Genomic DNA, 25,407 nt, shown 5'->3' on the forward strand with positions numbered 1-25,407 from the left:
TCGAGGCCCGCGCAGCGGTGACGTTCCTGGACCGCCTGCCGCCGTCTGGCGCAGCTTTAAGAACGGCCGGTCCTACCTCTACGACCTCCGCCCGACGGATCCATGGCGTGATCCGTCACACCGACCGCTCAATCGCCCGGCCGCCGTGACGTGCTCAGCAGGCAGGTCCGCTGCCCGTATCGGACTGTGTGAGGATGCGCCGCAGCCAGCGGGAACGGGCGTTGCGGGCGTCCTGGCTGAGAGCTGCCCGTGGTGCGAAGGTGTCGAAACCGTGGAAGGCCCCGGGCCATACGTGCAGTTCGGCTTGGCCACCGGCCTGCCAGATCGCATTGGCATAGGCCACATCCTCGTCCCTGAAGGTCTCGGCCGACCCGACCTCGACATAGGCCGGGGGCAGCCCGGACAGATCCGTGGCGCGGGCGGGAGCTGCGTAGGGCGGCAGGTCCGCAGCGCCGTACTGGTCGCCCAGCAACGCCTGCCACGCGGTTGCGTTGGAGGTTCGGTCCCAGGTGTCGATGCCGGCCATCTGGTGGCTGGAGAAGGTGTTGTTGCGGTCGTCGAGCATCGGGCACAGGAGCAGTTGCCCGATCGGTGTGGGCCCGCCTCGGTCACGGGCGAGCAGGGCGAGTGCCGCGGCGAGTCCGCCGCCGGCGCTCTTTCCTCCGATAATGATGCGGTCCGCGTCGATGCCCAGTTGGGCCGCGTGCCCAGCCGCCCAGACGAATCCGGCGTAACAGTCCTCCACCGGTCCGGGGTGCCGCGCATGGGGTGCCAACCGGTACTCGACAGAGATGACGGCCAACTCCAGTGCGAGAGCCCATTCCCGAAGCAGCCGCGGAAGTACGGACCACGCATTGCCCATGATCATTCCGCCACCGTGCATGTAGTACAGCAGCGGCAGCGGCCCGGCGATCCCGGCGGGCCGTGCGCTCACGAGCGTGATGTCCTGCCCGCCCGACACTCCCGGCACACGCAGCTCATCCACCTCGAAGCGGCCATCGGCCTGGAGATCCCGGACCGTCGGCCTGGGCCGGGCCGCAGCATCCCGCTCCTGCCGGGCCGCGAGGTTCTCCACGGTGAACGGCTCCCTCGCCCCGTCCCCCAAAGCCGCCAGCGCCACACTCAGTTCGGGGTCGAAAGGGGGCGCATCCCAAGCCGTCGCAACCGGGCCGGGCTCCGACGGTATGCCACCGACACTCATGACAGACCACCCCGCCGGGCGAGAGAAGACCGGCCGGCATCCCGGCCGGAACAGTTCGTCAGCGTGTCTGTACACATAGGGCACGCTCGCGTCTGGTTCATCGGATTCCTTTCGTGGATACCCCTGAGCTTGCTCCACTTTGACGGACATCCGAGACCAGGGGCTCTGCCCCCGGAGGTCAGCGAGGGTGCAGCGGTGATGCTGGACCAGGCCACGTCCACTCGGGTGCGGATGTCGGCCCGGCCGAAAGCCATTTGACACCTGTTGCAGCCCGGCGATCGGATGGCGCCCCATGAGCACAGGTCAGATGCATCCCGGCCAGCACGCCATCGACGACGCCCTCGTTTCACGGCTGATCGCCCGGCAGTTCCCGCAGTGGGCCGGGCTGGCGGTGGAGCGGTTTCCGTCCGGTGGCACGGTCAACGCCATGTACCGCCTCGGTGACGCCATGGTCGTACGGCTGCCGCTGGTGGAGGGCGGGGCCACGGACGTGGCGATGGAGCAGGAGTGGCTGCCCCGCCTCGCATCGCGGCTGCCCATCGCCGTCCCCGAGGTCCTCGGGGCCGGTCGGCCCGCCGAGGGGTATCCGTGGCCCTGGTCGGTGTACCGATGGCTGGCCGGGGAGAACCCCGAGGCGGGGGCGCTGAGCGAGCCCCTGCTGCTGGCCAGGGACCTGGCCCGGTTCGTGGCGGCGATGCGGAGCATCGCCCTGCCGGGCGCGCCGCAAGCATACCGAGGGGGGCCGCTTGCCTCGCTCGACGCGTCGACCCGGGCGGCGATCGGGGAGCTGCGTCGGATCCCTCATCAGGAGGGCGTCAACTGCGATGCCGCGGCCGCCGTATGGGAGGACGCACTGCGAACCCCTGGCTGGGACGGGCCGCCGGTGTGGCTGCACTCCGACCTGATGCCGGGCAATCTGCTGGTGGACGGCGGCAGGCTGACTTCGGTCATCGACTTCGGGTGCATGGGGACGGGCGATCCGGCCTGCGACTTGTTCCCGGCATGGAACCTGCTGCCGTCGGACGCCCGGGAAGTCTTCCGCGAAGCGCTCGACGTGGACGACGCGACCTGGAGCCGCGGCCGGGGCCGGACGCTCTCACAGGCACTGATCGCGCTGCCGTACTACCGGAAGACCAACCCGGCGATGGCCGACAACGCCCGGCACGTGGTCCGGGAGGTGCTGGCAGAGGGTCGGACCTCCTGAGCAATCTTGCGTGTGTGAGCTGTGGTTGGCGTGACCGCGGCTGCTCGTAGGGTGAGTGCCTGGCTGCGGCGGTGCGCCGCGGTCTGTGATCTCAGCGTCGCAGGCCGTCCATTACCAGGGAGAGGAGGTGCTCGGCCTGCTGTTGCGCGTCGGGTTCGCACTCGGTGGCGAACGCGACCGCGTTGACCAACTTGAGCACCTGGGCCACGGTGACGTCGGAACGGATGACCCGGGCTTGCCAGGCCCGTTCCAGGAGCGCCGCGCCGGCATCCATGACCAGCCTTCCGCACTCGGATTTCCCGGCGTTTTCGCCGTTCAGGGCTGCCGTGAGGGCTGCGGTCAACCCGCGGGAGGTACTCCCGTGCTGCACCAGCTCTCGCAGCCACACGTTCAGCCCCTCGTACGGGGATGGGTCGCTCAGGAGTATCTGCGCCCGGGAGTGCAAGGCCTCGATCTGGTCCCGATGAACGGCCTCCAGCAGCGCTTGCCTGGTCGGGAACCGGCGGTAGAGCGTCGCGTTCCCGACTCCGGCCCGCCGGGCGACGTCGTCCAGGGGCGCGTTGACGCCCTGCTCGGTGAAGACCTCTCGGGCTGCGGCGAGCAGCAGTTCGACATTGCGGCGGGCATCGGCGCGGAGCGGCCCGTTCTGCGGTGCTGTTGTCATCGGCCATCCTCGATTGCCAACTGGGGAGTCTCCCCATATATTATCGCGCATCAAACGGGGAGCTTCCCCACTTGTGCCCCGGAAGCGGTACCTGGCACCGGAACCCGTGCCCAGCCGCTCCCATCAGCCCCACTGTGCATGCCCCTACCCCCCATCACCTCCGACAAGGAGTCCACCATGACCGTGCTCGTGACCGGCGCGACCGGCCTTCAGGGCGGCGCCGCCGCCCGGCACCTCCTCGCTGCGGGGCAACATGTCCGGGCGCTCGTGCGGGACCCGGCCGCCCCGGCGGCGCAGACGCTCGCCCGGGCCGGTGCGGAGCTCGTGCCCGGCGACATGGACGACCGCCCTTCGCTCGACCGGGCGATGCGAGGCGCGCACGGCGTCTTCAGCGTCCAGCCCACCGCGGGCTACCCCGGCACGCCGCCCGGCTTCACCACCGACGATGAGCTCCGTCTGGGCGTGAACGTGGCCGAGGCCGCGAAGGACGCCGACGTGCGGCACTTCGTGTACACCTCGGTCGGCGGCGCGGAGCGTTCCTCCGGCATCCGCCGCTGGGAGAGCAAGTGGCGGATCGAGCGCCGCATCAGTGCCCTCGCCCTGCCGGCCACGGTCCTGCGGCCGGTCCGGTTCATGGAAAACCAGTCGGACCCGCGCCTCGGCGTGCGCGGCGGCATACTGGCCGACGTGTTCCGGCCGGAGACGCCGGTGCAGCTCATCGCCACTGACGATATCGGCGCGTTCACCGCGCTGGCCTTCGCGGACCCCGACCACTATGTCGGACGGGCCGTCGAACTGGCCGGGGACGAGCTGACCATGCCGCAGATCGCCGCCGGCATCAGCCGTGCGACCGGCCGGGACGTCAGCTACCGGCCGATCCCCCGCGAGGCCCTCGCCGGCGGTGACCCCGACGGCATCGCCGGCTATGACTTCGGCAACGACCACGGCGGCTGGCGGGCCGACATCCCCATGCTCCGCAGGCTGTACCCGGACCTGATGGACTTCGATGCCTGGCTGACCAAGCAGGGCACGGCGAGGTTCGAGGCTCTCTTCCGCCAGGCCTCGGAGTCGAACCGCAACGGCATCAGGTGAGGGGCCGCGTAAGCGCGCCGGTCACGGCCATCGGTCTCATACCCAGCTGCTTGACCTTGTCACTGGCGGCAGGGTTGAACGATGACCGGCATGAACAACGTTGCACCACAAGCCAGCAGGATCGTCGTTGTCACCGGGGCCGGCACCGGGATCGGCCGGGCCACGGCCCGCGCGTTCGCCGCCGAAGGCGCGCACATCTACGCGATCGGGCGGCGGGAGGGACCGCTCCTGGAGACTGCTGCCGGGCACGACAGGATCACGCCGCTGATCGCCGACATCACCGCCGAGGGCGAGCCCCAACGGATCCTCCAGGCCGTACTGGAATCACATGACCGGCTGGATGTCCTGGTCAACAACGCCGGCATCGTGCGCAGCGGCGCCCTCGGCACGCTGACGCCGGAGGTGATCGCGGCTCAGCTCGCCACCAACCTCGTCGCCCCGATCCTGCTGGCCCACACCGCGCTGCCGCTTCTGGAGGCGTCGGGCGGGGTGATCGTCAATGTCAGCACGTCGATAGGGCAACGGGCCTGGCCGGGCAACTCGGTCTATGCCGCGACCAAGACCGCCCTGGAATCGCTGACCCGCAGCTGGGCCGTCGAGCTGGCACCCCGCGGGATCCGGGTGGCGGCGGTCGCCCCCGGCGCCATCGACACCCCCATTGGCAAGCATCAGGGCCTGACGCCGGAGCGAATGGCCGTGGTGCGGGAGTGGCAGTTGGCGCACACTCCGCTGAGCCGGATCGGTCGCCCCGAGGAGGTGGCCTGGGCGATCACCCAACTTGCCGCACCGGGCGCATCGTTCGTCACCGGAGTGGTACTCCCGGTCGACGGAGGAGCGGTCGTGGCGTGATAGGGATGGCCCAGGAGGTGGAACGGGTGCGGATCGGCGAGCTGGCCAAGGCAACGGGGGCGACGGCCCGAGCTCTGCGGCACTACGAGCAGGCAGGGCTGATCTCCTCCGAGCGGGCCGCCAACGGCTACCGCAGCTACGACGAGCAGGCGGCGGTGCGGGTCCGCAACATCCGCTACCTGCTCACCGCTGGGCTCACCCTGGACGACGTGCGAGTGTTCCTGCCGTGCCTGGAAGGCGATGTGACTGCCGCACGGCCCTCGGACCAGGGCCTGCGGGTCGCGTGGGAACGGCTGGCGGTCCTCAACGAACGGATCGCCGCCCAGACCGAGACCCGTGACCGACTGGAAGCCGCACTCCGGGAGAAAACCGGCGATCGCATCCGCCCGGCGACCTGACCGGCTGTCTCATTTGGCGGACGCGGTGTTCCACGTATCCGTTCGGCGGGGAGATGGTGTGACGGTGAGCGAAGAGCAGGCCTTGAACGTCGGCCCCTCGGGCATCGAGGTGGCCTACGAGCGATTCGGTGACCCCGGGGCACCGCCCGTGCTGCTGGTGATGGGCGGCGGGGCGCAGATGATCAACTGGCCGGACGGGTTCTGTACCGAACTGGCCGACCGCGGTGTGCAGGTGATCCGGTTCGACAATCGTGACTCCGGCCGGTCGTCGCATTTCCATGACGCGCCGGTGCCCGATGTGCAGGGGGCGCTGGCCGGTGACTATTCGTCGGCGTCCTACACGCTGTCGGACATGGCTGCCGACACCGTCGGCCTGCTCGACGTGCTCGGGTTCGGCGGTGTCCACCTCGTCGGCGCCTCCCTGGGCGGGATGGTCGCCCAGCTGGTCGCGATCGAGTATCCCGGCCGGGTCCGTTCGCTGACGTCGATGATGTCCACCACCGGGGACCTCGGTGTGGGCCGGCCCGACTTCACCGCGCTGGGCGGCTTGGGAGCGCCACCGGAGGACCGCCAGGGCTACATCGACTGGCAGGTCCGGGCTCTCCGGGCGATCGGGTCCCCCGGGTTCGAGTTCGACGAGGCCGGGGTGGCCGACCGGGCCGGGCGCGCCTACGACCGGGGCCACGACCCCCTGGGCATGCTACGCCAGTCCGTCGCGGCCCTGGCCACCGGAGACCGCACTGCGCGGCTGCGGTCCCTGAGGGTTCCCGCTCTCGTCATCCACGGTGCCGACGACGTCATGTGCGACGTCAGCGGCGGGCGGGCCACCGCTGCGGCCATCCCCGGCGCAGAACTGGTGACCATCGACGGCATGGGCCACAACTTCCCCCGTGAGCTGTGGTCCAGGATCACCTCGCTGATCGCGGACCTCGTCCAACGTGCCGAGACGGCCTCGCCCGGCAACTGATGGCACGGATTGCCCACGACACCGCCCGGAGGTTCGGCTCCGGGCGACCGGCACTTCAGCCGTCCCGGCCGGTGACAGGCCCCTCTGCATAGAAGTACCATTCATTGCATGAATATCCGTACCGTGCCCTTCGATCACCCCGACGCCATCGAGCTCAACCGTCAGGTGCAGCTCGAATACGCCGAGCGATTCGGGGACGAGGGCGACGTCACACCCCTTGCCCCGGCCATGTTCGAGCCACCGCAGGGCCTGTACCTGATCGTGTACGACGACCGGGGCATCCCGGTCGCCTCCGGTGGCTGGCGCAGCCAGGACAAGGGCGCTGACGGGTACTCAGACGGTGATGCGGAGATCAAGCGCATGTATGTGGTCCCGGAGGCACGCGGCCGCGGCCTGTCCCGGCTGGTGCTGACCGCCCTGGAGGACAATGCCCGTGCCATGGGCCGCACCCGGATGGTCCTGGAGACCGGCATCAAACTGCCGGAGGCCATCTCCCTCTACACATCCAGCGGTTACGAGCCCTGCACCATGTTCGGCCCCTACCGCTTCCATGAGCTCAGCCGCTGCTACGCCAAGCCGCTGGCAGCCGCCGCCACCGAGCCCGCCCATGCCACCATCGTGGCCACCGGGACGGAGTGCCCGGCTCTCTGACCAAGCTCCGGGACATGAACGACATGAACGACATGAACAACGACAGCACCAACGCGTACGACGTGCTGGTGATCGGTTCGGCCAACGCGGATCTGACGGTCCGGGTGAACGTGCGGCCGGGGCCCGGTGAGACGGTCCTCGGTTCGGACCTCGCCGAGTCCGCGGGAGGCAAAGGCGCCAACCAGGCCGCGGCGGCGGCCCGCCTCGGTTCCCGAACCGCCCTGCTGGCCCGGGTCGGTGACGACGCGTTCGGCGAGCTGCTGCTGGAGGCCCAGCGTGCGGCCGGTACGGACGTACGGCATGTGCTGGTCGGCAAGGGGGCCCGGACCGGCACCGCGATGATCATCGTCGGCCCGGACGGGGACAACTCGATCGTGGTCTCCCCCGGCGCGAATGCCCGCCTGGGCCCGGATGATGTGACGACGGCCCGGTCGCTCCTCGCCTCCTCGGCCGTCATCTCGCTCCAGCTGGAGATTCCCCTGCGGACGGTACGCGCGGCAGTTGCCGCTGCCCGGGAGACCGGTACCCGGGTGGTCCTCAACCCGTCGCCGGCACCACGGTCGCTCGACCCCGAACTCCTCGCCGCGGCCAACCCGTTGGTCGTCAACGAGCACGAGGCCCGGCAGTTGTCGGGCCTCCCGGACGGCACTCCCGCCCAGTGGGCGCGAGCCCTGCGCACGGCTGGGGCCCGCTCGGTCGTGGTCACCCTGGGCAGCGAGGGCGCCCTGGCCCTGGACGCCACGGCGGCCGACACCACGGCCGTGCCGGGCATCGCGGTGACTGCCGTGGACACGACGGGGGCGGGCGATGCCTTCACCGGCGCGCTGGCCGCACGGCTCGCGGACGGGGAACCGCTGGCGGAGGCGGTCCGCTTCGCGGTGCGCGTCGGGGCGGCGTCCGTGACCCGGGCCGGAGCACAGCCGTCGTATCCGACGGTGGCGGAGCTGCAGGACAGCTGACCTGAGCATGGCCGGGCCCGCGGACCGAGGGCGACCCGCTGCAGCGAACAGGCGATCCGGAACCGACCGCCACCCCTCAGGACGCGAGCCGCCCGCATACCTCGGCGGCCAGCCTGTCGGCGGCATCGAGCGCAGTGGCGAGTTCCTCCTGGGCGGTACCGAGCGCGGAGAACAACGCATGGGCCCGAACGGCGAAATCCAGCGGGGCGGCCGGAAGTTCTCCGGCAGCCTGAACCGCTCCCTTTTCGTTCAGGACCCAGCATTCGGCGTGGGCGTGAAGGGCCTGCACGAGAAGCCCGACCGCGCGGAAGAGACAGCCTGCGACATAGAAGGCGTCACCGCGAGCCACGCCCTTGCGGGCGATGGACAAGGTGAACGGGACCTCCCACTGCGCGGCGGTGATGAGTGCCTCGCGCAGCGCCTTCGGATAGCTGCGAGTCTCCCGCTGCAAGCCCTGCAGCTCACCGCCGGGATCGGCGAGAATACGTCCGACGGCCAACTCGCCGACATAGGCGTGGGAGTACACACCCAGCGGATGGCCGGCCTGGGTGCCCACCTCGAAGTGCCCCGCCAGGCACTCCCGCCAGATGCGGTGCACTCGGCCCAGGTCACGGTAGATCCAGTCGACACGGTGGCCGTCAACGGTCAGCCAGCTCCCGCCGTCCACCCATGGTCCCCAGCCGCCCGGCTCGGTCACCTCGGCCGAACCACCGGTCAGCTCGGCTGCGAGCAGACGCAGGGCATCGGTGTCCAGCGGCGGCCGGTAGTACAGGCCCAGATCGAAGTCGGAGTCGGGACGATGAGTTCCCCTCGCCCGGCTGCCTCCCAGGCACACTCCGACGACGCCGTTGACTTCGGTCAGCCGATGCGCAATCTCCGTCAGGCGATCCATGGCCTGAAGCCTGTAAGTTCGGACCGGCTTCGGCGACCGGTTTTCGCACGCTCGCGGTCCTCGGCCACGGCCGTTCAGGGGATCACCGAGGTAAGCCCAAAGGGGCCACGGGATGATCTTGAAGCCCTGGACGCAACGCCGAGCTGGGCTCAGCACCGGCTCAACGGCCTCGCGGAGCCCTGAATGGCACCCTCCTGAACGGGATCCGAGGATTCCGGGTGATCTGGATCATCGGCGGGGGCGGCGGCTCGCAGTGCCGCCTCGACCCGGCGGTTGCTGGTCATGGTCGCGGTGACGGTGGTCATGGTGAGGAGGAGGCCGACGGCGGTGTAGAGCGGGGTGCGTACGTCGTAGGTGGTGGCCAGCCAGCCGCCGAGGAAGGAGGCGATGCCCGCGCCGAGCAGACCGCCGGTGGCCTCCGCCGTGAGGAGCAGGCCGAAGCCGAAGGTGTCGGTGCCGAGACGATCGTGCGCGAAGAGGGCGAGTACGGTCTCCACGGCGAGGAAGGCGATGTTCCCGGCCGCCGGACGCAGCGCGAGTCCGAGCAGCAACTGATCCCGGAATACGTAGGAGGCGCCGGCCCGCTCCTGCCGCAGCAACGACATGGGCCTGCAGTACGGGCCGGGGTGCGGCAGGCAGCGACCGTACGAGCAGTGCGGAGAGCGCGAACGAGACCGCGTCGGCGAGCAGCGGAACCGCCCGCCCGAGCGCGAGCAGCGCACTGCCCGCGGGCGGCCCCGCGAAGCCCGACATGGCGGTCTGGGCGCCGCGCAGGCGGGAGTTGGCGCGCTCCAGGAGTATGGGGTCGCGGCCGAGCAGATCCGGCAGATAGGCCGTGGCGGCCGTGGCGAAGAAGAGTCCGCCGAGGCCGAGGAGGAAGGCGACGGCCGCGAGCAGTGGGATGCTCAGCACGTCGAGCGCGGCCGCTGCCGCCGGTATTGCGAGCAGCACCGCACGCGCCGCGTCCACCGACCCACATCGTGCGCCGGCGGTCCCAGCGGTCCACCAGCGCACCGCCGAGCACCCCGAAGAGCAGCCACGGCAGCGTTCCGGCGGCCGTGACAATGGCGAGCGCCATCGGATCCCGCGTCAACGTCAGCGCGAGCAGCGGCAGTGCGGCATGCGTCACCCCGTCACCGAGCGAGGACACCGTCTGTGCGGTCCACAGCCGTCCGAACCCGGTCGGCAACTTCCGAACGTCTGACGTCACTTGGCGTCCCCTTCGGCCTGCTCGCGCGGCGCCGGGTGGACCAGTGCGAAGACGAGTGACGCGTCCGGCAGCGAAGGATCGGACAGCTCCCGGTACTCGTCCGCCAGTGCCTGCAGCCGCGCCCCCAGCTCCGCGAACTGCGCCTGGGTGAGCCGCAGATGCGCCATCCGCACATGCCGTGCGCCATCCACCGGCACTGCCTCCAGGTCCGCCACCGCATGCCGCATCAGCACATCCGGCCCTCCCTCGCCCGGATCCGGCAGCACGATCGCCTGCGCGGCCATGGCGTAGTACCGCTCGGTGACCCCCCGGACCTTCCGTGTTCGCACCACCTTCACCAGGCCGGCCCGCTCCAGCAGCCGTATGTGGTAGCTGGAACTCCCCTTCGCAAGGCCCACTCGCTCGGCGATCTGCGTAATCGTCGCGGGCTCAAAGCGGAGCACGGCCATGATCCGGTGACGCGTGAGATTGGAAACGGCGCGCAGCTGCTCGTCAGTGGTGACGTGGAGCGTCTCGGGAAGATCGTCGGTAGGCATGCACCCAATGGCCAACATTTCTTGGCCATTGGGCAAGGGAGTTTTGCCCGGGCTTCCGGAATCGGCTGTCCAGCACGTGAGGCCTTCGCTCCGCCCCTCGTGGAGGCTCAGCCGCGCCGCCCAAGTCCTTGAGCCGTCAAGTAACCTTCTTTTCCCGAGCCATGACGATCACTCAGGTGCCGGCAGACGACGCGGGCGACACGCTCGTGGTCCCCTCGCCCGACCGCTACGGCCGCAGCCTTCAGGACCTCATCAACATGGTCGCCGAGCTGCGCGAGCGCGGTATTGGCCGCACCTTGCTGCAGTCGGGCCCGCGCAGCCTCACAGCCGGGATCTCAGCACGTCGACCTCACAGCCCGGCGCGAACGGGTCGAAGCCGCGTTCGACCAGCCAGCGAACCCCCAGCAGGCTTCGCAACGACCACCACGCGCGGATCACGTCGAGGTCGACGTCGGTGCCATAACCGGCGACGACGTCGCCGAGGTGCTCCTCGTGTCCGAGCGTCAAGGCGGCGAGGTCGAACAGGGCATCACCCTGGCCCGCCTCGGACCAGTCGATGATGCCGGTGATCTCGTCGCCGTCGACGAACACGTGAGCGATCTGCAGGTCGCCGTGCGTGAACGCCGGAGTCCACGGCCGGAACGCCGCCTCGGCGACCTGGCGGTTGCGGGTGACCAGGTCGGGAGGAAGGACGCCGTTCGTCACGAGCCACTCGCACTCGCCGTCGAGATCCGCCGCCAGCTCGTCGAGGCCCCGGCCGCCCCGACCGGGCCGTGGTGGCAACGGTGCGTCGTGCAACTTCCGGATGGCGGCACCCGCCATGGCCCACGCCGCCGGCGACGCAGCGGACGGCTCGCCGAGGCGGCCGAGCGCCGTCCCCGGGATCGCGGCGATCGCGAGCACGGGCGGCTTGCGCCACAGGACCTCCGGGGTCGGGACCGGCGCCAGGGCCATCGCCTCGACCTCGGCGTCGATGCGCGCCTGATCGGTATCCACCTTCAGGAACACATCGCCGACGCGCAGGGTCGCGCGCTCGGAATGGGCGACGACGACTTTGACTTCATCCATGGCGGCCAGTGTCCCGGGAATGATCGTCGATGTCGCCGGATTTATCGCGTGCGACTGCGCGGCTGACCTCGTCCCGCCACCCGGCAGCCTCGTGCCCGACACCGACCGCTGACCAGGTCAAGCCCACCACTTTTGTCAGGAGTCCTCAACCAACTCAAAGTGTCAATGCCAACCAGGCGGCACCTCGTTCCCCCAGTCCAGCCCGCAGAGTTGCCACAGCAGCAACAGCGAAGCGAAGCAGAGTTGTTTCCCTCACCAAATCACCAATTCCCAGATGCGCACGCGCCGCCGAGCTCGCCATACATCGGATGTACCGGCGCGTGCGTATCCGCTTCCGCCCATGACCTCGGTCCCGAGGAGATGAGCGTTCTGCGGGTGTGTCAGTGCCACAGGTGAAACAGACTCGTGTCCCCGCCCAGTTTCCTGGCGGTAGCAACTGCGTCGGGTGGAGGCGTACGAAGGGCCAGCGTCTGATAGTAGAAGGCGGCGGCGAAGGCAAAGGCTGCCGTGCCGTCCGGGTACCCCCGAGGCGCAATGTATGCGGAGCATCCTCCTTCGAGGAAGCCGCGGGCCATGGCATCACTTCCGGTCATGCAGCCGGTAGAGAGCACCACCGGCTTGGCCAGACGCCCCAGCTCGGCTGCGATCCGAGGAGTGAGTACCTCGTTGAAAGGCTGGTGTTGCGCGATCTCGGGGGCAAGCGTGTCGAGCAGGACACCTCGCTCGTCGCCATGGCAGCTCAGAACGAGATGATCGGCTCGGCTCAGGGTGCCGTTCAGCACGTCGGCAAGATGGCTGGGAGATCCGACAGGCAGCAGCCGGACGTCAGCACCGTACTCGGTGAGGAGACTGCGCAGCGCGTAGGGCTCGCCCCCGGTGTCCCCGATCGCAACGACATCGGCAGTGGCAACGAACACCTGCTCAGACTCCTGTCACACGTGCGTTGTTCTCTGTTCTCCCGCCCAGTATGCAGCCTGCTGGCCGCGGCGTATTCGATCATGACCCACCGGCCCTCACAGGAAAGGCACTGTCCGGTTGCGAAACGCTTCCACCGGACGGTGTTGCCGGCAGACGCCGGACTCGCCACCGACCAGGCCATGGCGGGAACGGCCATGGCAGCGGTCAAAAGGCCGGGCTTACCTCGGCGATCCCCTTCAGGAGCCTCCGGTGCCGAAGACATAGTCGTCCCACAAGGCGCGCTCATTGTCCCGTGGTGCGCGCTCCAGGTGGGGGCGTACGTCCCACAGCAGGGTGGCCCGGTCCGGAGCCCGGTAGGGGCGCCACCCCGGAGTTCCGGTGCGGGCGAAGGTCGTCCAGGCATCCATCATCCGGTGCGAGAGCCCGGTGAGAGCGGGCCGGTCGGCGCGTACGGTCTCCGCGCCGCGCGGCACCCACCCGAGGTCGAGGTTGCCGAAGACGAACGGCACCTCCAGCTGGTGCATGGCACCGAGGTTCCGGGCGGCGGGCTCGCTCTTGTCGTACGGGACATGCCAGTCGAACTGGTAGACGTACGAGGGTCGCCAGCGGGCCTGCTCCTGGGCGAGCCGGGTGGCGGGGACACGTTCGATCTGGTCGGTGAGCATCGCGTTCACCACGCGCCCCTCGCTCAGCCCGGGGCGGTCCCCGGCGTAGACGTCGTACATGTGCTGCTTGCGGCCCGCCAGTGCGGGCGGGAAGGACGGATAGGCGCTGAGCGGGAGTTCGAGGAGGGCCGGGGTGAACATGGCCCAGAAATCGGTCTCGTTGGTGTTGGAGCCGGTCATGACGTCGACATTCCGCGCGCTTCCGGAGGCGATGCGGCCGATCACCGGGCCGGGAACCAGCGAGCCGTCGACGTAGGGCGAGAAGAACACGGTGCCGGAGAGCCCCGGCAGGCCCGTGCGCACCCTCTTCTGGAGTTCGAGGATCTGCCGGGTGGAGAGCGCGTTCAGGTCGCGGATGCCGTGGATACCCCCGAGGTCGAACACGCGGGCGGCGTTCGACCGCGTCAGGTCGGCGCTGTGCACGGCGAGCGCGGGCCCGCTCTCCGCGATGGCGTGGCGGAAGAGCCGTTCCGGGCGGTTGCCAGCCAGCAGCGCGTCGATCGCGACCGCTCCCGCCGACTGCCCGAAGACCGTGATGTTGCGGGGGTCCCCGCCGAAGCCGCCGATGTGCTCGCGCACCCAGGTGAGGGCGGCGACCTCGTCGCGCAGGCCGTTGTTGCCCGATCCCGTGTACGAACGGTCGAGCCTGCCGAGTTCCGTCCAGCCCAGGATGCCGAGCCGGTAGTCCACCGAGACCACCACCGCATCGCCTCGGGCGGCCAGGGCGGAGCCGTTGTTGAGCGGGGCGCTCGCCGAGCCGTAGACGTCCTCCCCTCCGTGCAGGAAGACCATGACGGGCTTGTGCGGCACGAGCGACCGCGCAGACCACACATTCACATGCAGGCAGTCCTCGACGCCGCTGCCGTCGCCGTCGGAGAGGTCTTGCGGGCACGGCGGCTTCGCCGTGTCGGCCCGCAGCGTACCTTCCCAGGAAGCGGGTGGTGCGGGCGGCCGGAAGCGGCGTTCGCCGGTGGGCGGAGCGGCGTACGGAACCCCGAGGTAGGCGCACGTATCGCCTTGCGCGGCACCCTGCACCGCTCCCAGCGAGGTCACCGCCCGGCAGCCCGCGGCTTCGCGGGCGCCGCCTTCGGCGCCCGCCGCCCCGGGCACGCCCGCCGCCCCGCCGAGCAGGAGAGCCGAGACCGCCACAAACGCCGCACGGCGGCGGCCCCGTTGCGACCAGCCCAGCCGGGGCCGCCCATGTCCAGGCCGAGAGAGCATAGTTGGCCTCCTTCACCCACGCCGGATCCACGGACTACCCAGCCCGGCGCGGGGAACGCCTCCTCGGCGGGCCATCACCCGTCCGAGTGAGCGGATTCCCCTGCCCCCGGGATCGGTTCAGTGGTGCAAAGTGGCACGACGGCGCACTCCGGTGATATGCCGTACCGCCGGAGACAGGCTGCACCGGGCAGGCCGTTGCCACCGTCGCCCCTGGAATAAGCAAGAACAACATCCGAGGTGCCGGCGTCGCCCTTTGGGAAACCTTCGGGCATCTCCGTCGGGGAAGAGCGCCGACGCGGCGCACTTGCCTCCGGAATGAGGGGGAAGTTCTCTTGGGGGAAGAGCCGCAAGGGTGTGCGGCCAGCCGGCAGGCGGCCGCTTTCCATCAACCTCCGGGGGGCATGGTGTGTGCCAACGTGACGATCGTCGGTCTCGGAGCGGTCGGCGCGGCATTGGCCGGTGCGCTGGTGGCCGCGGGTCACCGGACGACCGTCTGGAACCGTACGCCCGGCAAGGGGGACGCCCTTGCCAGGGCGGGCGCCGTGGAGGCGGCATCGGCCGCCGAGGCCGTGGCCGCCAGCCCGCTGACTCTGGTCAGCCTCTCGACGTACGAGGCTGTTCACGAGGTACTTCGGTCCGTGGGGGACGCGCTCGAGGGCCGGACGCTGGTCAACCTCACCTCGGGGTCGCCGGTGTGCGCGACACGGACAGCCGCCTGGGCCGAACGCGGCGGCACGGCCTACCTCGACGGCGTGATCCTGACGCCCCCGTCCGGCATCGGCAACCGGAGCTTCCTGCAGCTCTACAGCGGCTCGTCGGCGGCTTTCGAGAGCCATCGCGAGACGCTCGCCGCCTTGGGTGATCCCGTGTACGTGGGCGCCGACGCGGCCCTGTCCTCCGTGTACGACACTGCGCTGCTGGGCCAGATGTGGGCGACGCTGACCGGCTGGCTGCACAGTGTGGCCCTCATCGGTGCCGATGGCCCCGGCGGCAAGGTGACGGCGACGCGGTACACGGAGGTGGCCAACCGGTGGATGGACACCGTGCGGTTCTTCATGAGCACATACGCGCCGCAGATCGAGTCCGGTCATTACCCCAGTGGTGACTTCCCCCTGGATCTCCACCGCACGACGATGGACATCCTTGTGCACGCCAGCCAACTCCGCGGCGTCGACGCCGGTTTGCCGGAGCTGTTCAAGGCACTGGTCGAGCAGGCGAGCACGGCCGGCTACGGCAACGACAGCTATGCGCGCCTGGTCGAGTTCATGCGGCAGGACGGCCGGGGTGCGTAACGCCTTCTTAGTTGACGGCACGTCATACTACTGCAGCATGCTGCGATTCCGCACCAGTGCGTACAGACAAGGGAGTTGACGACTCCCGGGGTGGCGGAGGGCACCCTCGCCAGGTTGGGGAGTTTATGCAAGGCTCCGTCCGGTCGCCAGTCGATTGCCGGGATGGGTGAGAACACCGGCTCATGGACGGACTTGCGGAGGGGTGCGCACCCATGAGTTCGCCTCGGCCCCGGCGTTCAAACGCCCTCAGCAACCGGCCGTTTCACCACTCCACCGTGACAAGCACAGGGAGGACGGGTGTTACCCCCACGATCCGCCATCAACCTCCATGGGGCACTGCGGACCTGGCTGTTGCCCATCGCATCGGGCGTAGTACTGGTCATCGCCTACGGTTACGCGCTGGGCTGGGCATTCGTCCAGGGAATCGGCACCGATGATCCGCTGCAGTACGACCTGGACATCTATCGCGCGGCCATCGCCGAGCGTGCCGCGGGACACTCGCTCTATGACTACGCCACCGACGTGGGTGACGTTTTCAATTACCCGCCGTTCGCCGCACTGGTTCTGTGGCCGCTGTACTGGATCGGCAAACAGGCCAGTGCGGTCGTGTGGACGGCACTCACCCTGGTGTCGGCCACGCTGATGGTGGTCGTGCTGCACCGCAGCGCACAGGGGCGTCGGCAACGCCGCCACTTTCCCTTGTTCGCGGTGGTACTGGCACTGGTCCTGGTCAGCTCGGCCAACCTGTCCACCCTGCTCTGGGGCCAACTGGGCGCACTGCTGACCGTCCTGGCTCTCGTCGATGCGCTGGGGCACCCGTCACGGCGGTTCGGCGGCGCGCTTGTCGGACTGTTGGGAGCCATCAAACTCGCGCCCCTGATGTTCATCCCCTACTTTCTGCTCGGCCGGCGGTACCGGGAAGCGGCAACGGCCTCGGCCACATTCGCCGGGTCGACTCTGCTGGCATGGGCCGTGTTTCCCTCCGACTCCCGGCGCTACTGGTTTTCCGAGACCTTCCAGGTGCGCAAGCGGGTCTGGGATATCGCTGACGTCGCCAACCAATCGCTGTACTCCTTCATTCTGAGGTTCAAGCTCGACGGGCCGACAACTGCCGTCGTTTTCGGGGCGTCGGCCGTGGCGGCACTCGCCGTGTGGGGGTTATGGACCCGCCGTCTCCAAACGCGCGACCCGGTCCTCGCGGTGATCATCACCGGCTGCGCCTGGCTGCTGCTGGAACCCGTCACCTGGGTGCATCACATGTACTGGCCCGTGCTGGCCGGGGCCTGGCTGGTCCTGAACTACCGTGGTCTGCCCCGCTGGGCCGGTGCGGCGGTGCTGCTGCTGATGCTGCGGCCGATGGCGTGGGAGCAGGTGCCAAGGCAGGACAATGTGTGGGACCTGCTGTACATCAACTCCTGGCTCGCCGTCGTCATCGCGACGATAGCGGTTCTGCCGCTGTTGGTGCCGAGAGCCGGACAGAATACGAAAGTACCGACCCCCCTCCAGACAGAGCAGTCACTCGCGAGGTGCGACGAATGGAACTCGGCAAAGTAATGCTGGTCAGCCCGAAGACGTCCTTCGGGCGGGATCTGCAAAGAACCTACGCGGGCGGATTGGGAACCGTATGCCAGGACGAGGATTTCCTTTTACCGCCGTTGGATCTGATGCGGCTGGCCGGCGTCTTACGTGCGGCCGCCGAGGAGATCACCGTCTCGGACGAGGAGGTCACCAGCAGGGTCGCCGCGACACCGGGCGTCATCGTCATCTGTCAGGTGTCCCTGCCCAGTCTGATCGAAGATGCCGAACGCATCGCTTCTTTCCGGATCGAAGGCGCCCGCTGCTACGCCTACACCAGCATCCGCACTCCTGCTCAGTGGCGGCTCTTGTTTGAGAAGGGTGGCTGCGAAGGGATTCTGCTTCCGGAGTCGATTACCTTCGCGCGGGCCGCACTGAACGGCGACGATACTGTCCCGGGATTTGTCACCCCGAACACGGTACTGGATCCGAGGCACCACCAGCCCCGGTTCGGCGACCTGGCGATGGAGCCGCTGCCCGCCAGAGACCTGGTCGACCACACGCCCTATATGTTCCCTCCGATCGCACGCACAGGGATCACCAGCATCAACGGCAGCTTTGGGTGTCCCTATCCATGCCGCTTCTACTGTCCGTATCCCCTCAGTGAGGGCCGCAGGATCCGCACCTACCCTGTCGAGCGAATCATTGCAGAGTTCAAGCAGTGTGCTGAACTGGGCATCACCGCCGCCGTTTTCCGCGATCCCGTCTTCTCCTTCCACCGAGACCGCACCCTCGAGATGTGCAGGGCCATCGAGGCCGCTGAGACAGGTCTTCCATGGTGGTGCGAGACGCGTATCGACCGCCTCGACGAGGAGGTTGTTTCGGCGCTCGTCGCCGCCGGTTGTGTCGGTGTCGAGGTGGGAGTGGAGAGCGGCGACCCGGAGATGCAGGCAACGGCCGTACGTAAGCGCCTTGACCTGGACACGGTCCGCAGGTTCCATGCGTTGGCCCGCGAGGCGGACCTGAAACTGGTCTTCCTGTTTCTTGTCGGACTGCCCGCCGAAACAAGGAGATCCATTCGGCGCACATTCGATTTCATTCTCGAACTCGGCCTCTCCGACACCGAGTTCAACCTCAGCATCATCACGCCTTATCCAGGCACCGAGCTGCACCGGATCGCGATCGGCAACGGATGGATCGACGGCGCGCAAAGCGCGTTCACCAGTCACCACGCGGTCATGCACACCGATCGGCTGAGCATGGAGGACTTGGCGCAGGCCACCACGTTGGTGAACGACTTGCACGCCGTGTGCAAGCCCACGGCGACACCACAGGACCGCGCCGACTTTCGGACAAGGGTGCACGCCTGGTCCGACCAGCGCGACTAGAGATCCCGCGGAGGATGCAGATGGGCGGAAACCGGCGGCACGTACTGATCACCGGTGCGAACCGGGGCCTTGGCCTGCACAGTGCGCGGCTGCTGGCCGGCCGGGGTTGGTCGGTCATCCTGGCGTGCCGAAAATTGGGTGCCGCCGAATCAGCACTGGAGGAACTGCGGTCAAACGGCGGGACCGGCATCGCGGTGCGTATGGATGTGACAGATCCTCATAGCGTGGCCGACGCCGTGAATGTGGTGCGGGGCGCGACAGAGCGGTTGCACGCCCTGGTCAATAATGCCGGGGTATTCGAGCAGTCCGAGGAGCACCTGCCGGGGGCAGCGGCCGCGGTGCTCCGCAATCTGCTGTTGACCAACGCTTGGGGTCCGCTGCTGGTGACCCAGGAGTTTCTCCCTCTGTTACGAGCCACCGGCGGCGCGGCCGTGGTGAACGTGACCAGTCAGGACGCCGAGCCGCACCACTACGACGGCACGTTCACCTGCTACCGGATGTCCAAGGTCGCGTTGAACGCCATGACCACGAACCTGGCTGTCGCACTGCGATCCGACAGGATCGTGGTCAACGGGGTGGATCCAGGATGGATTCCCACCGATATGGGTGGCCCGGATGCGCCGGACGATGTGGCGGATGCGGCGGAAGCCGTGGCCGCCGCCGTCGAATTGGCGGGCAGCCGTCGAAGTGGTGAAATTCTTCGCGCGGTCCGGCCTGCCGGGCAAGCGGCCATGGACCGTGGCTGACGAACTGCAGGGGATCAGCGAGCCGTTGGCGTCTCCTCATCGCCGCCCGCGCCGCGGAAGGCGGCCTCGGCCATGGCCCTTGTGTATGGCCGCATCGCCGCTCATGTACTGCCGGGGCTTGGCGACCGCATTGAAACCATAGGCGATCATCTTGGTTTCGTAGTCGCGGACGGCATCGGTCAAGGACATTGCCCGGTGGCCGGCTTTGGCGAGGTTCCCGGCGAGGAGGGCAGCGTCGCGCAGGGCTGTCACACGGCCGCCCCGGACCAAGGGTCGTTCCAGCTTCAATGAATACCCCCCTGGGTATGACTGATAGAGTGCGCAGCAGATACCCCCGGGGGTACATCGTCCTGGAAGGAGCCGCAGTCGTGTTCTTCGTCGACACTCTGGAATTCGAGGGCCTGGGCAACCGCAGCTACCTGGCCGGCGGGCCGGGCGCCGCGGTGGTGGTGGATCCGCCGCGTGACATCGACCAGGTGATTGCCGCCGCGGCCCGGCGCGGAGTGCGGATCGCGTATGTGGCGGAGACCCACCTGCACAACGATTACGTGAGCGGCGGGCTGGAGCTGGCCCGGGTCAGCGGCGCCCGCTACCTGGTGCCGGCCGACGCTTCGGTGTCGTTCGCCCGCACCCCGGTCGCCGACGGTGACACCGTCGCGGTCGATGAGGGCCTGGCCCTGCGGGCGCTGGCCACCCCGGGCCACACCCCGCACCACACCTCCTATGTCCTGGAGCAGGACGGCCACGGGGTGGTGGTGTTCACCGGCGGGTCACTGCTGATCGGCACGGTCGGGCGGCCGGATCTGGTCGAGCCGCGGCTGACCGAGCAGTTGGCCCGCGCCCAGCACGCCTCCGCCCACCGGCTGGCCGATGAGCTCGACGACGAGGTGCCGGTGCTTCCCACCCACGGCTTCGGCAGCTTCTGCTCCTCGTCCCAGGCCCAGGGGGACTCCACCACCATCGGGCGGGAGCGGAAGAACAACGAGGCGCTGACCCGGGACGTGGACACCTTTGTCGCCGCGCTGCTCGCCGGTCTCGAGGACGTACCGGCCTACTACGCGCACATGGGCCCGGCCAACGCCGCCGGTCCCGCTCCGGTGGACCTGACCCCGCCGCGTCAGGCCGACGCCGGGCAGATCGCCCAGCGGCTGGCGGCCGGGGAATGGGTGGTGGACCTGCGCAACCGCGTTGCCTTCGCCCGGGGGCACGTGGCCGGGTCCTACAACTTCGAGGGCGAGGGGAAACCGGCCACCTACCTGGCCTGGCTGATCCCATGGGGCAGGCCCGTCACACTGCTGGCCGACACGCCCGAGCAAGTCGCAGACGCGCAGCGGGAGTTGGTCCGGGTGGGCATCGACCGCCCGGCTGCCGCCGCCACCGGTGACCCGAACGGCTGGGTCCGCGCGGGCGAGGAGCTGCGGTCCTTCCCGCGGGCGGCCTTCGCCGACCTGGCCGCCGCCCGTACCCGCGGCGAGGGCGTGGTGGTACTGGACGTGCGCCGCGACTCCGAGCGCTCGGGCGGATACCTCGACGGCTCGGTGCACATCCCCGTCCACGAACTGCACGGCCGTATCGGCGAGGTGCCCGCCGGTGAGGTGTGGGTGCACTGTGCGGGCGGGATGCGCGCCGCGATCGCGGCCTCGCTGCTGGACGCCGCCGGCCGCACCGTGGTCGCCGTCGACGACGGCTTCGACGCGGCCACCGAGGCCGGGCTGGTCCTCGTCCGGCCCCGCAACGAAAACGACAGCGCCATAGCGTGAGCACCCTGATAGCGGCCCTGGCAGCGGGAGCCGTGGTCGGTCTGGCCCTGGGCGCGCTGGGCGGGGGTGGCAGCGTCTTGGCGGTGCCCGCTCTGATCTACCTGCTCGGCTTCACCCCGGCCGCCGCCACCACCGCGAGCCTGCTGATCGTCGCCGCCACCTCGCTCACGGCTCTGTACGGCCATGCCCGCACCGGTCATGTGCGGTGGAAGGACGGTGCGCTGTTCGCTGCCGCCGGCATCCTGCCCGCGGCAGCGGCCGCGGCCGCATCCTCCCGGCTGCCCCAGCCGGTACTGACCGCCGCCTTCGCCGGTGTCGCCGCCCTCGCGGCCGCCGGAATGCTGCGCTCCGCCCGGCCTCCGGCAGCCGATCGGGGCGCGAGGTCGATACGGCCGGGCAAGGCCGCCGGGGCCGGTGCGGGGCTGGGCGCGCTGACCGGACTGCTGGGCGTGGGCGGCGGGTTCCTCGCCGTGCCCACCCTGGTCGCCGTCCTGGGCTTTGAGATGGAGGCCGCCATCGGCACCAGCCTGCTGGTCATAGCGGCCAACTCGCTGACCGCTCTGGCCACCCGCGGTGCCACCACGTCGGGCCTCGACTGGGCGGTGATCGCACCGTTCACGGCGACTGCGATCCTGGGCGCCTGGGACGGCAAACGCCTGGCCGCCAGGGCCTCCGGCCCCCTGTTGCAGCGCATCTTCGCGGCGGTGCTGCTGCTGGTGGCCACGTTTATGCTCATCGACGCCATGACATGACCCCATCGCCCCGGCGGCCACCGGCTCAGGCCAGGGACAGGAACAGCTTCTCCAGACGGGCCCGCATCTGCTCACGGTCGCCACTGGCGGCCAGGTCCGAGTCGGCCAGGCAGTGCTGCAGGCCGGTGGCAATGATCGCGAAGCCCGCCTTGTCCAGCGCCCGGGAGGCTGCCGCGAGTTGGGTGACCACCTCCTCGCAGTCCCGCCCCTCCTCGATCATCTTGATCACTCCGGCGATCTGGCCCTGCGCCCGGCGCAGCCGGTTGACCACTGTCTTCAGTTCCTCGGCTGCCATCGCCAGTTCCACAAGCACTCCTCCGATATACCCCTGCGGGTATCCTACCCGCAGGGAGAGACTCCCCCGCAGAGAAAGGGAATCCCCGTGACCGCCACCGCCCCTGCCCTTACCCCGGACCAGGCCCGTACCCGGCTCCACGAGCTGACCGTCATCGATGTGCGCACCCCCGGCGAATACGCCTCCGGCCACCTTCCCGGCGCCCACAACATCCCCCTCGACCACCTCGATGCGGCCCTGCCCGCCCTGGAGGAGGCCGCCGCCCGCGGCCGCCTCCTCGTGGTGTGCGCCTCCGGTGCCCGTTCCGCCCAGGCATGCACCGCGCTCGCCGAACACGGCATCGCCGCCGCCGCCCTCACCGGCGGCACCACCGCCTGGAGCCGGCTCGGCCATGACATCCACCGCCCCGCCGGTGCCCGCACCACCTGGGCCATGGAGCGCCAGGTCCGTCTGGCCGCAGGATCCCTGGTGCTGGCCGGGCTCTTGGCCGGACAGCGCCGGCCCGCCGCCCGCTGGCTGTCCGCCGGCATCGCCGGCGGACTGGTCTTCTCCGCCCTCACCGACACCTGCGGCATGGCCCGCGTGCTGGCCAAGCTCCCCCACAACCGGCCCCGACCCACCGACCTGGCCACCACCCTCGCGTCCTTGACCGGCTGAGCCCCCGACCCGTCCCGGCCGGTTCCTCGAACACCACCGTGCTCGCGGGCGCCCTGTCCGGCATGGCATCCGTGCCACCATGCCCCCTGACCGCGGGCGTCCGACGGCCAGTTGAGCACCCCGAGGCAGCGGCGCCGCCGCGGTGACGATCGCGACCGCGCCGCTGTCCTCGAGGAAATACGGCGGCTCCGCGTCCGCCGCCCCGGGGCCGGGCGGAACACCCATGGCTCCCGCCCGGAGAACCGCGAGGCAACTCTCCGCCAATTCCGCCCGGTTGCCCAGATGGAGCGCCACCCGGTCGCCATACCGCACGCCCGGACATGCCTGATGCCCCGTCGGCCGTCCGGTTCGCTCCTCCGGTTCCGGTAGGTCACGCCCCGCCTGGCATCCTGGAAGACGTTCTCCCCCATCTCCCGCCCCCTCGCTCCCGGCACGTGTCTTTCTCCCGTTCGCACCAGTTGAACATCGGGTGCCCCCGGTCCGGCACCCGGACGCCCACGCCCTTTGGCCCTCGGAGGTGTGATGTTCGTTCGGCGCAGGAAACCACCCACTCAGCCACCCGTCTCCCACAGCGAACGACTGCTGTTCAGTGGTGCGTTGCGGCACGACAAGCCCTGGGCCCAGTATCAGAATCCGTTGCTGCGCCTGTCCATGTGGTCGATGGCCCGTCAGTTCCCCGCCATGATGCGCATGATCGGCCGGGTCGCATGGCGGGAGGATCCCAAGGCGCTGGTGGCGCTGCTGGGCGCAGAGTTGGGGATCGGGCTGATGCGGGCCTTTGTGCTGGTGGCCACCAACCAGGTCCTGATCGCCCTGTTCGCCTCCGGTCCCACCACCGGCCGACTGCGGCAGGCCCTCCCGGCGCTGGTGGCCGCCGGGGCCGTCAGCTCCGCGTCCGCGGTGTTGTCGGCGGTGACGGTGGCGGCCTCGGGCCGGCTGGAGCCCAAAATCGAGCGGGCCTGTACGGCCCGTTACTACCGGGGCATGGTCCGGGTCGAGTTGGCGGCCCTGGAGGACAAGGACATCCAACGGGCGCTGTCCTCGGGCCGGTATGGAACCGACTCGATCCGCCGCATGCTGGGCATGTCGGTTCAGGTGATCGACACGGTGATCTCTCTCGCCGCCGCGGCCGGAGTGCTCCTGCTGCTGCACCCCGTGCTCGTCATGGTGCTGCTGCTGGTCGCCGTCCCCAAGGCCGCCGGATCGGTGGCGGTGGTACGGCGCGCATATGCCTCCCGCCGGGTGTGGATCGACCACCAGCGCGCCACCGACATGATCACGTATTCGCTCGCCCGCCCGGAAGTCGCCCCGGAGATCAGGGCACATGGGGCCGGGCAGCTGCTGGTGGACGCCTACGAGGACATGGCCGCCACCGCGGGGGCGGAGAAGGCTCGCCTGGCCCGTGCCGAGGCGACGACCGACCTCGCAGCCGCCGCCTTCTCCGGCATGGCGTCGATCGGAGCGTACGGGGTGTTGTGGTGGCTGCTGGTCTCCGGCGGCATGCCGCTCGCGGCCGCCGGTACCGCCGTGCTGGCGATGCGGACCTCGAGCCAGAGCCTGACGGGCATGGTGATGACCTTCAACCGCCTCTACGAGGAGTCGATGTACCTCGCCGACCTGGAGAACGCCTATGTGGTCGCGGACCGGCACGCCATCCCCGCCGGTGGCGCCCCGGTCGCCGACGGCGGCGTCGAAGTGCGCTTCGACAATGTGTCGTTCAGCTATCCCGACGCCGCCACAACGGCCCTCGAGGATGTCTCCCTGACCATCCCGGCCGGGAAGGTGGTCGCCCTGGTGGGCGAAAACGGGTCCGGGAAGACGACCTTGTCGAAGCTCGTCGCCGGGCTCTATGTGCCGGACGCCGGCAAGGTCCTCTTCAACGGCGTCGAGGTGCGCGAAGCCGACCGGGACAGCATCTTCGGCCAAGTCGCCCTGCTGTCCCAGGACTTCCCCCGCTGGTCGATGACCGCCCGCGCCAACGTCCATATCGGCCGCCCCGCACAGGATCTCGACCAGGCCCGTATCGAGCAGGCCGCGGCAGAAGCCGACGCCCTCGACATGGTCACCGGCCTCCCGCATCAATGGGACAGCATCGTCGTCAAGGGTTTTGAACGCAGCACCCAGCTCTCCGGAGGCCAATGGCAACGCCTGGCCACCGCCCGGGCCCGGTACCGGCGCGCACCGCTGCTGATCGTGGACGAACCCACCGCGGCGCTCGACCCGAAGGCGGAGATCGAAGCCTTCCAGACGCTGCGGTCCTTGACCGATGACGGCACGACCGTGCTGCTCATCACGCATCGGCTCGCGGCCACCGCCACCGCGGACATCATCTATGTGCTCGACAACGGCCGGCTCATCGAGCAGGGCACACACCAGGAACTCATGTCCGTCGACGGCGGTCACTATCGCGAGCTGTACGAACTCCAGGCCGCGCAATACACCTCGCCGGCAAGCCGACCGGGCGTGCCCGCCCAGCCGGGACACGGCTGAGCGCGGGGGCCGTTTCC

At 69.5% G+C, this 25,407-nt stretch carries 24 protein-coding genes and 3 pseudogenes; 17 read left to right on the top strand and 10 right to left on the bottom strand.

Annotated features, from left to right (window positions below; translation table 11 throughout):
• Positions 1-154: 154 nt before the first annotated feature.
• Complete coding sequence (locus ABCR83_RS02295; protein ID WP_462692761.1) at positions 155-1,201, bottom strand: alpha/beta hydrolase; 1,047 nt, start codon at positions 1,199-1,201, stop codon at positions 155-157.
• Positions 1,202-1,493: 292 nt separating this feature from the next.
• On the opposite strand from ABCR83_RS02295, the gene ABCR83_RS02300 reads away from it, so the two are divergent.
• On the top strand, positions 1,494-2,405 hold the full coding sequence (locus ABCR83_RS02300) for an aminoglycoside phosphotransferase family protein (protein ID WP_462692763.1): 912 nt from the start codon (positions 1,494-1,496) through the stop codon (positions 2,403-2,405).
• A 91-nt stretch (positions 2,406-2,496) separates the two neighbouring features.
• On the opposite strand, the gene ABCR83_RS02305 is transcribed toward ABCR83_RS02300, so the two are convergent.
• Positions 2,497-3,069: a TetR/AcrR family transcriptional regulator gene (locus tag ABCR83_RS02305; protein WP_462692765.1), complete on the bottom strand. Its 573-nt coding sequence runs from the start codon at positions 3,067-3,069 to the stop codon at positions 2,497-2,499.
• A 177-nt stretch (positions 3,070-3,246) separates the two neighbouring features.
• Between ABCR83_RS02305 and ABCR83_RS02310 the strand changes: the two genes are divergently transcribed.
• The 6 genes from ABCR83_RS02310 to rbsK all read left to right on the top strand — a co-directional run bounded on the left by ABCR83_RS02310 (position 3,247) and on the right by rbsK (position 7,985).
• On the top strand, positions 3,247-4,161 hold the full coding sequence (locus tag ABCR83_RS02310; RefSeq protein WP_462692767.1) for an NmrA/HSCARG family protein: 915 nt from the start codon (positions 3,247-3,249) through the stop codon (positions 4,159-4,161).
• Positions 4,162-4,242: 81 nt separating this feature from the next.
• Complete coding sequence (locus ABCR83_RS02315; RefSeq protein WP_462692769.1) at positions 4,243-5,010, top strand: SDR family NAD(P)-dependent oxidoreductase; 768 nt, start codon at positions 4,243-4,245, stop codon at positions 5,008-5,010.
• Positions 5,011-5,036: 26 nt separating this feature from the next.
• Complete coding sequence (locus tag ABCR83_RS02320; RefSeq protein WP_462693069.1) at positions 5,037-5,408, top strand: MerR family transcriptional regulator; 372 nt, start codon at positions 5,037-5,039, stop codon at positions 5,406-5,408.
• Between the two features lie 58 nt (positions 5,409-5,466).
• Positions 5,467-6,375 (top strand): alpha/beta fold hydrolase, encoded by a 909-nt coding sequence (locus ABCR83_RS02325; RefSeq protein ID WP_462692771.1) that lies wholly within the window; start codon positions 5,467-5,469, stop codon positions 6,373-6,375.
• 108 nt (positions 6,376-6,483) lie between these two features.
• On the top strand, positions 6,484-7,026 hold the full coding sequence (locus ABCR83_RS02330) for a GNAT family N-acetyltransferase (RefSeq protein WP_462692773.1): 543 nt from the start codon (positions 6,484-6,486) through the stop codon (positions 7,024-7,026).
• A gap of 14 nt (positions 7,027-7,040) precedes the next feature.
• Entirely contained in the window at positions 7,041-7,985 is a 945-nt protein-coding gene (gene rbsK / locus ABCR83_RS02335) for a ribokinase (RefSeq protein ID WP_462692775.1), read from the top strand.
• A 76-nt stretch (positions 7,986-8,061) separates the two neighbouring features.
• On the opposite strand, the gene ABCR83_RS02340 is transcribed toward rbsK, so the two are convergent.
• The 3 genes and pseudogenes from ABCR83_RS02340 to ABCR83_RS02350 form a co-directional block, all read right to left on the bottom strand.
• Complete coding sequence (locus tag ABCR83_RS02340; protein WP_462692777.1) at positions 8,062-8,877, bottom strand: nucleotidyltransferase domain-containing protein; 816 nt, start codon at positions 8,875-8,877, stop codon at positions 8,062-8,064.
• 149 nt (positions 8,878-9,026) lie between these two features.
• A pseudogene (locus ABCR83_RS02345) lies at positions 9,027-10,087 on the bottom strand (MFS transporter).
• The gene (locus tag ABCR83_RS02350; RefSeq protein WP_462692779.1) at positions 10,084-10,623 is read right to left on the bottom strand and encodes an ArsR/SmtB family transcription factor; all 540 of its coding nucleotides are present in this window, start codon (positions 10,621-10,623) and stop codon (positions 10,084-10,086) included. The pseudogene ABCR83_RS02345 and the gene ABCR83_RS02350 overlap by 4 nt, the downstream one beginning before the upstream one ends.
• Before the next feature lie 161 nt (positions 10,624-10,784).
• Between ABCR83_RS02350 and ABCR83_RS02355 the strand changes: the two are divergent.
• Positions 10,785-10,901, top strand: a pseudogene (locus ABCR83_RS02355) (recombinase family protein); the annotation flags it as partial.
• 43 nt (positions 10,902-10,944) lie between these two features.
• Here ABCR83_RS02355 and ABCR83_RS02360 read toward each other — a convergent pair.
• From ABCR83_RS02360 to ABCR83_RS02370, 3 genes are all read right to left on the bottom strand, one after another.
• Complete coding sequence (locus tag ABCR83_RS02360) at positions 10,945-11,691, bottom strand: aminoglycoside phosphotransferase family protein (RefSeq protein ID WP_462692781.1); 747 nt, start codon at positions 11,689-11,691, stop codon at positions 10,945-10,947.
• A 380-nt stretch (positions 11,692-12,071) separates the two neighbouring features.
• On the bottom strand, positions 12,072-12,608 hold the full coding sequence (locus ABCR83_RS02365) for a hypothetical protein (protein ID WP_462692783.1): 537 nt from the start codon (positions 12,606-12,608) through the stop codon (positions 12,072-12,074).
• Between the two features lie 237 nt (positions 12,609-12,845).
• Positions 12,846-14,495, bottom strand: coding sequence for a carboxylesterase/lipase family protein (locus ABCR83_RS02370; RefSeq protein WP_462692785.1), 1,650 nt, complete (start codon positions 14,493-14,495; stop codon positions 12,846-12,848).
• 401 nt (positions 14,496-14,896) lie between these two features.
• On the opposite strand from ABCR83_RS02370, the gene ABCR83_RS02375 reads away from it, so the two are divergent.
• From ABCR83_RS02375 to ABCR83_RS02405, 7 genes are all read left to right on the top strand, one after another.
• Positions 14,897-15,787, top strand: coding sequence for an NAD(P)-dependent oxidoreductase (locus ABCR83_RS02375; RefSeq protein ID WP_462692787.1), 891 nt, complete (start codon positions 14,897-14,899; stop codon positions 15,785-15,787).
• A 297-nt stretch (positions 15,788-16,084) separates the two neighbouring features.
• Complete coding sequence (locus ABCR83_RS02380) at positions 16,085-17,341, top strand: glycosyltransferase 87 family protein (protein ID WP_462692789.1); 1,257 nt, start codon at positions 16,085-16,087, stop codon at positions 17,339-17,341.
• The gene (locus ABCR83_RS02385) at positions 17,323-18,690 is read left to right on the top strand and encodes an AprD4 family radical SAM diol-dehydratase (RefSeq protein ID WP_462692791.1); all 1,368 of its coding nucleotides are present in this window, start codon (positions 17,323-17,325) and stop codon (positions 18,688-18,690) included. The genes ABCR83_RS02380 and ABCR83_RS02385 overlap by 19 nt, the downstream gene beginning before the upstream one ends.
• A 20-nt stretch (positions 18,691-18,710) precedes the next feature.
• A complete protein-coding gene (locus tag ABCR83_RS02390; protein ID WP_462692793.1) occupies positions 18,711-19,436 on the top strand; it encodes an SDR family NAD(P)-dependent oxidoreductase in 726 nt (241 codons plus the stop codon).
• 72 nt (positions 19,437-19,508) lie between these two features.
• Positions 19,509-19,727: a hypothetical protein gene (locus ABCR83_RS02395; protein ID WP_462692795.1), complete on the top strand. Its 219-nt coding sequence runs from the start codon at positions 19,509-19,511 to the stop codon at positions 19,725-19,727.
• 77 nt (positions 19,728-19,804) lie between these two features.
• Positions 19,805-21,196: an MBL fold metallo-hydrolase gene (locus tag ABCR83_RS02400; protein WP_462692797.1), complete on the top strand. Its 1,392-nt coding sequence runs from the start codon at positions 19,805-19,807 to the stop codon at positions 21,194-21,196.
• On the top strand, positions 21,193-21,948 hold the full coding sequence (locus tag ABCR83_RS02405; protein WP_462692799.1) for a sulfite exporter TauE/SafE family protein: 756 nt from the start codon (positions 21,193-21,195) through the stop codon (positions 21,946-21,948). The genes ABCR83_RS02400 and ABCR83_RS02405 overlap by 4 nt, the downstream gene beginning before the upstream one ends.
• 25 nt (positions 21,949-21,973) lie before the next feature.
• Here the strand turns inward: ABCR83_RS02405 and ABCR83_RS02410 are convergent, their stop codons facing one another.
• Positions 21,974-22,255 (bottom strand): metal-sensitive transcriptional regulator, encoded by a 282-nt coding sequence (locus ABCR83_RS02410; RefSeq protein ID WP_462693071.1) that lies wholly within the window; start codon positions 22,253-22,255, stop codon positions 21,974-21,976.
• 75 nt (positions 22,256-22,330) lie between these two features.
• Here ABCR83_RS02410 and ABCR83_RS02415 point away from each other — a divergent pair, with 75 nt between their 5' ends.
• Positions 22,331-22,900: a rhodanese-like domain-containing protein gene (locus ABCR83_RS02415; protein WP_462692801.1), complete on the top strand. Its 570-nt coding sequence runs from the start codon at positions 22,331-22,333 to the stop codon at positions 22,898-22,900.
• A 147-nt stretch (positions 22,901-23,047) separates the two neighbouring features.
• On the opposite strand, the pseudogene ABCR83_RS02420 reads toward ABCR83_RS02415, so the two are convergent.
• Positions 23,048-23,506, bottom strand: a pseudogene (locus ABCR83_RS02420) (AMP-binding protein); the annotation flags it as partial.
• Here ABCR83_RS02420 and ABCR83_RS02425 point away from each other — a divergent pair.
• Positions 23,423-25,390, top strand: coding sequence for an ABC transporter ATP-binding protein (locus tag ABCR83_RS02425; protein WP_462692803.1), 1,968 nt, complete (start codon positions 23,423-23,425; stop codon positions 25,388-25,390). The pseudogene ABCR83_RS02420 and the gene ABCR83_RS02425 overlap by 84 nt on opposite strands.
• Positions 25,391-25,407 lie beyond the last annotated feature (17 nt).

This window comes from Streptomyces xingningensis, from assembly GCF_054957865.1.

Excerpts from the sequence above, each read along its gene's own strand:
- ABCR83_RS02295 (WP_462692761.1), bottom strand. The coding sequence starts at position 1,201 with ATGAGTGTCGGTGGCATACCGTCGGAGCCCGGCCCGGTTGCGACGGCT.
- ABCR83_RS02300 (WP_462692763.1), top strand. The coding sequence starts at position 1,494 with ATGAGCACAGGTCAGATGCATCCCGGCCAGCACGCCATCGACGACGCC.
- ABCR83_RS02305 (WP_462692765.1), bottom strand. The coding sequence starts at position 3,069 with ATGACAACAGCACCGCAGAACGGGCCGCTCCGCGCCGATGCCCGCCGC.
- ABCR83_RS02310 (WP_462692767.1), top strand. The coding sequence starts at position 3,247 with ATGACCGTGCTCGTGACCGGCGCGACCGGCCTTCAGGGCGGCGCCGCC.
- ABCR83_RS02315 (WP_462692769.1), top strand. The coding sequence starts at position 4,243 with ATGACCGGCATGAACAACGTTGCACCACAAGCCAGCAGGATCGTCGTT.
- ABCR83_RS02330 (WP_462692773.1), top strand. The coding sequence starts at position 6,484 with ATGAATATCCGTACCGTGCCCTTCGATCACCCCGACGCCATCGAGCTC.
- rbsK (WP_462692775.1), top strand. The coding sequence starts at position 7,041 with ATGAACGACATGAACGACATGAACAACGACAGCACCAACGCGTACGAC.
- ABCR83_RS02340 (WP_462692777.1), bottom strand. The coding sequence starts at position 8,877 with ATGGATCGCCTGACGGAGATTGCGCATCGGCTGACCGAAGTCAACGGC.
- ABCR83_RS02350 (WP_462692779.1), bottom strand. The coding sequence starts at position 10,623 with ATGCCTACCGACGATCTTCCCGAGACGCTCCACGTCACCACTGACGAG.
- ABCR83_RS02360 (WP_462692781.1), bottom strand. The coding sequence starts at position 11,691 with ATGGATGAAGTCAAAGTCGTCGTCGCCCATTCCGAGCGCGCGACCCTG.
- ABCR83_RS02370 (WP_462692785.1), bottom strand. The coding sequence starts at position 14,495 with ATGCTCTCTCGGCCTGGACATGGGCGGCCCCGGCTGGGCTGGTCGCAA.
- ABCR83_RS02375 (WP_462692787.1), top strand. The coding sequence starts at position 14,897 with ATGGTGTGTGCCAACGTGACGATCGTCGGTCTCGGAGCGGTCGGCGCG.
- ABCR83_RS02385 (WP_462692791.1), top strand. The coding sequence starts at position 17,323 with ATGGAACTCGGCAAAGTAATGCTGGTCAGCCCGAAGACGTCCTTCGGG.
- ABCR83_RS02390 (WP_462692793.1), top strand. The coding sequence starts at position 18,711 with ATGGGCGGAAACCGGCGGCACGTACTGATCACCGGTGCGAACCGGGGC.
- ABCR83_RS02395 (WP_462692795.1), top strand. The coding sequence starts at position 19,509 with ATGGCCCTTGTGTATGGCCGCATCGCCGCTCATGTACTGCCGGGGCTT.
- ABCR83_RS02425 (WP_462692803.1), top strand. The coding sequence starts at position 23,423 with ATGTTCGTTCGGCGCAGGAAACCACCCACTCAGCCACCCGTCTCCCAC.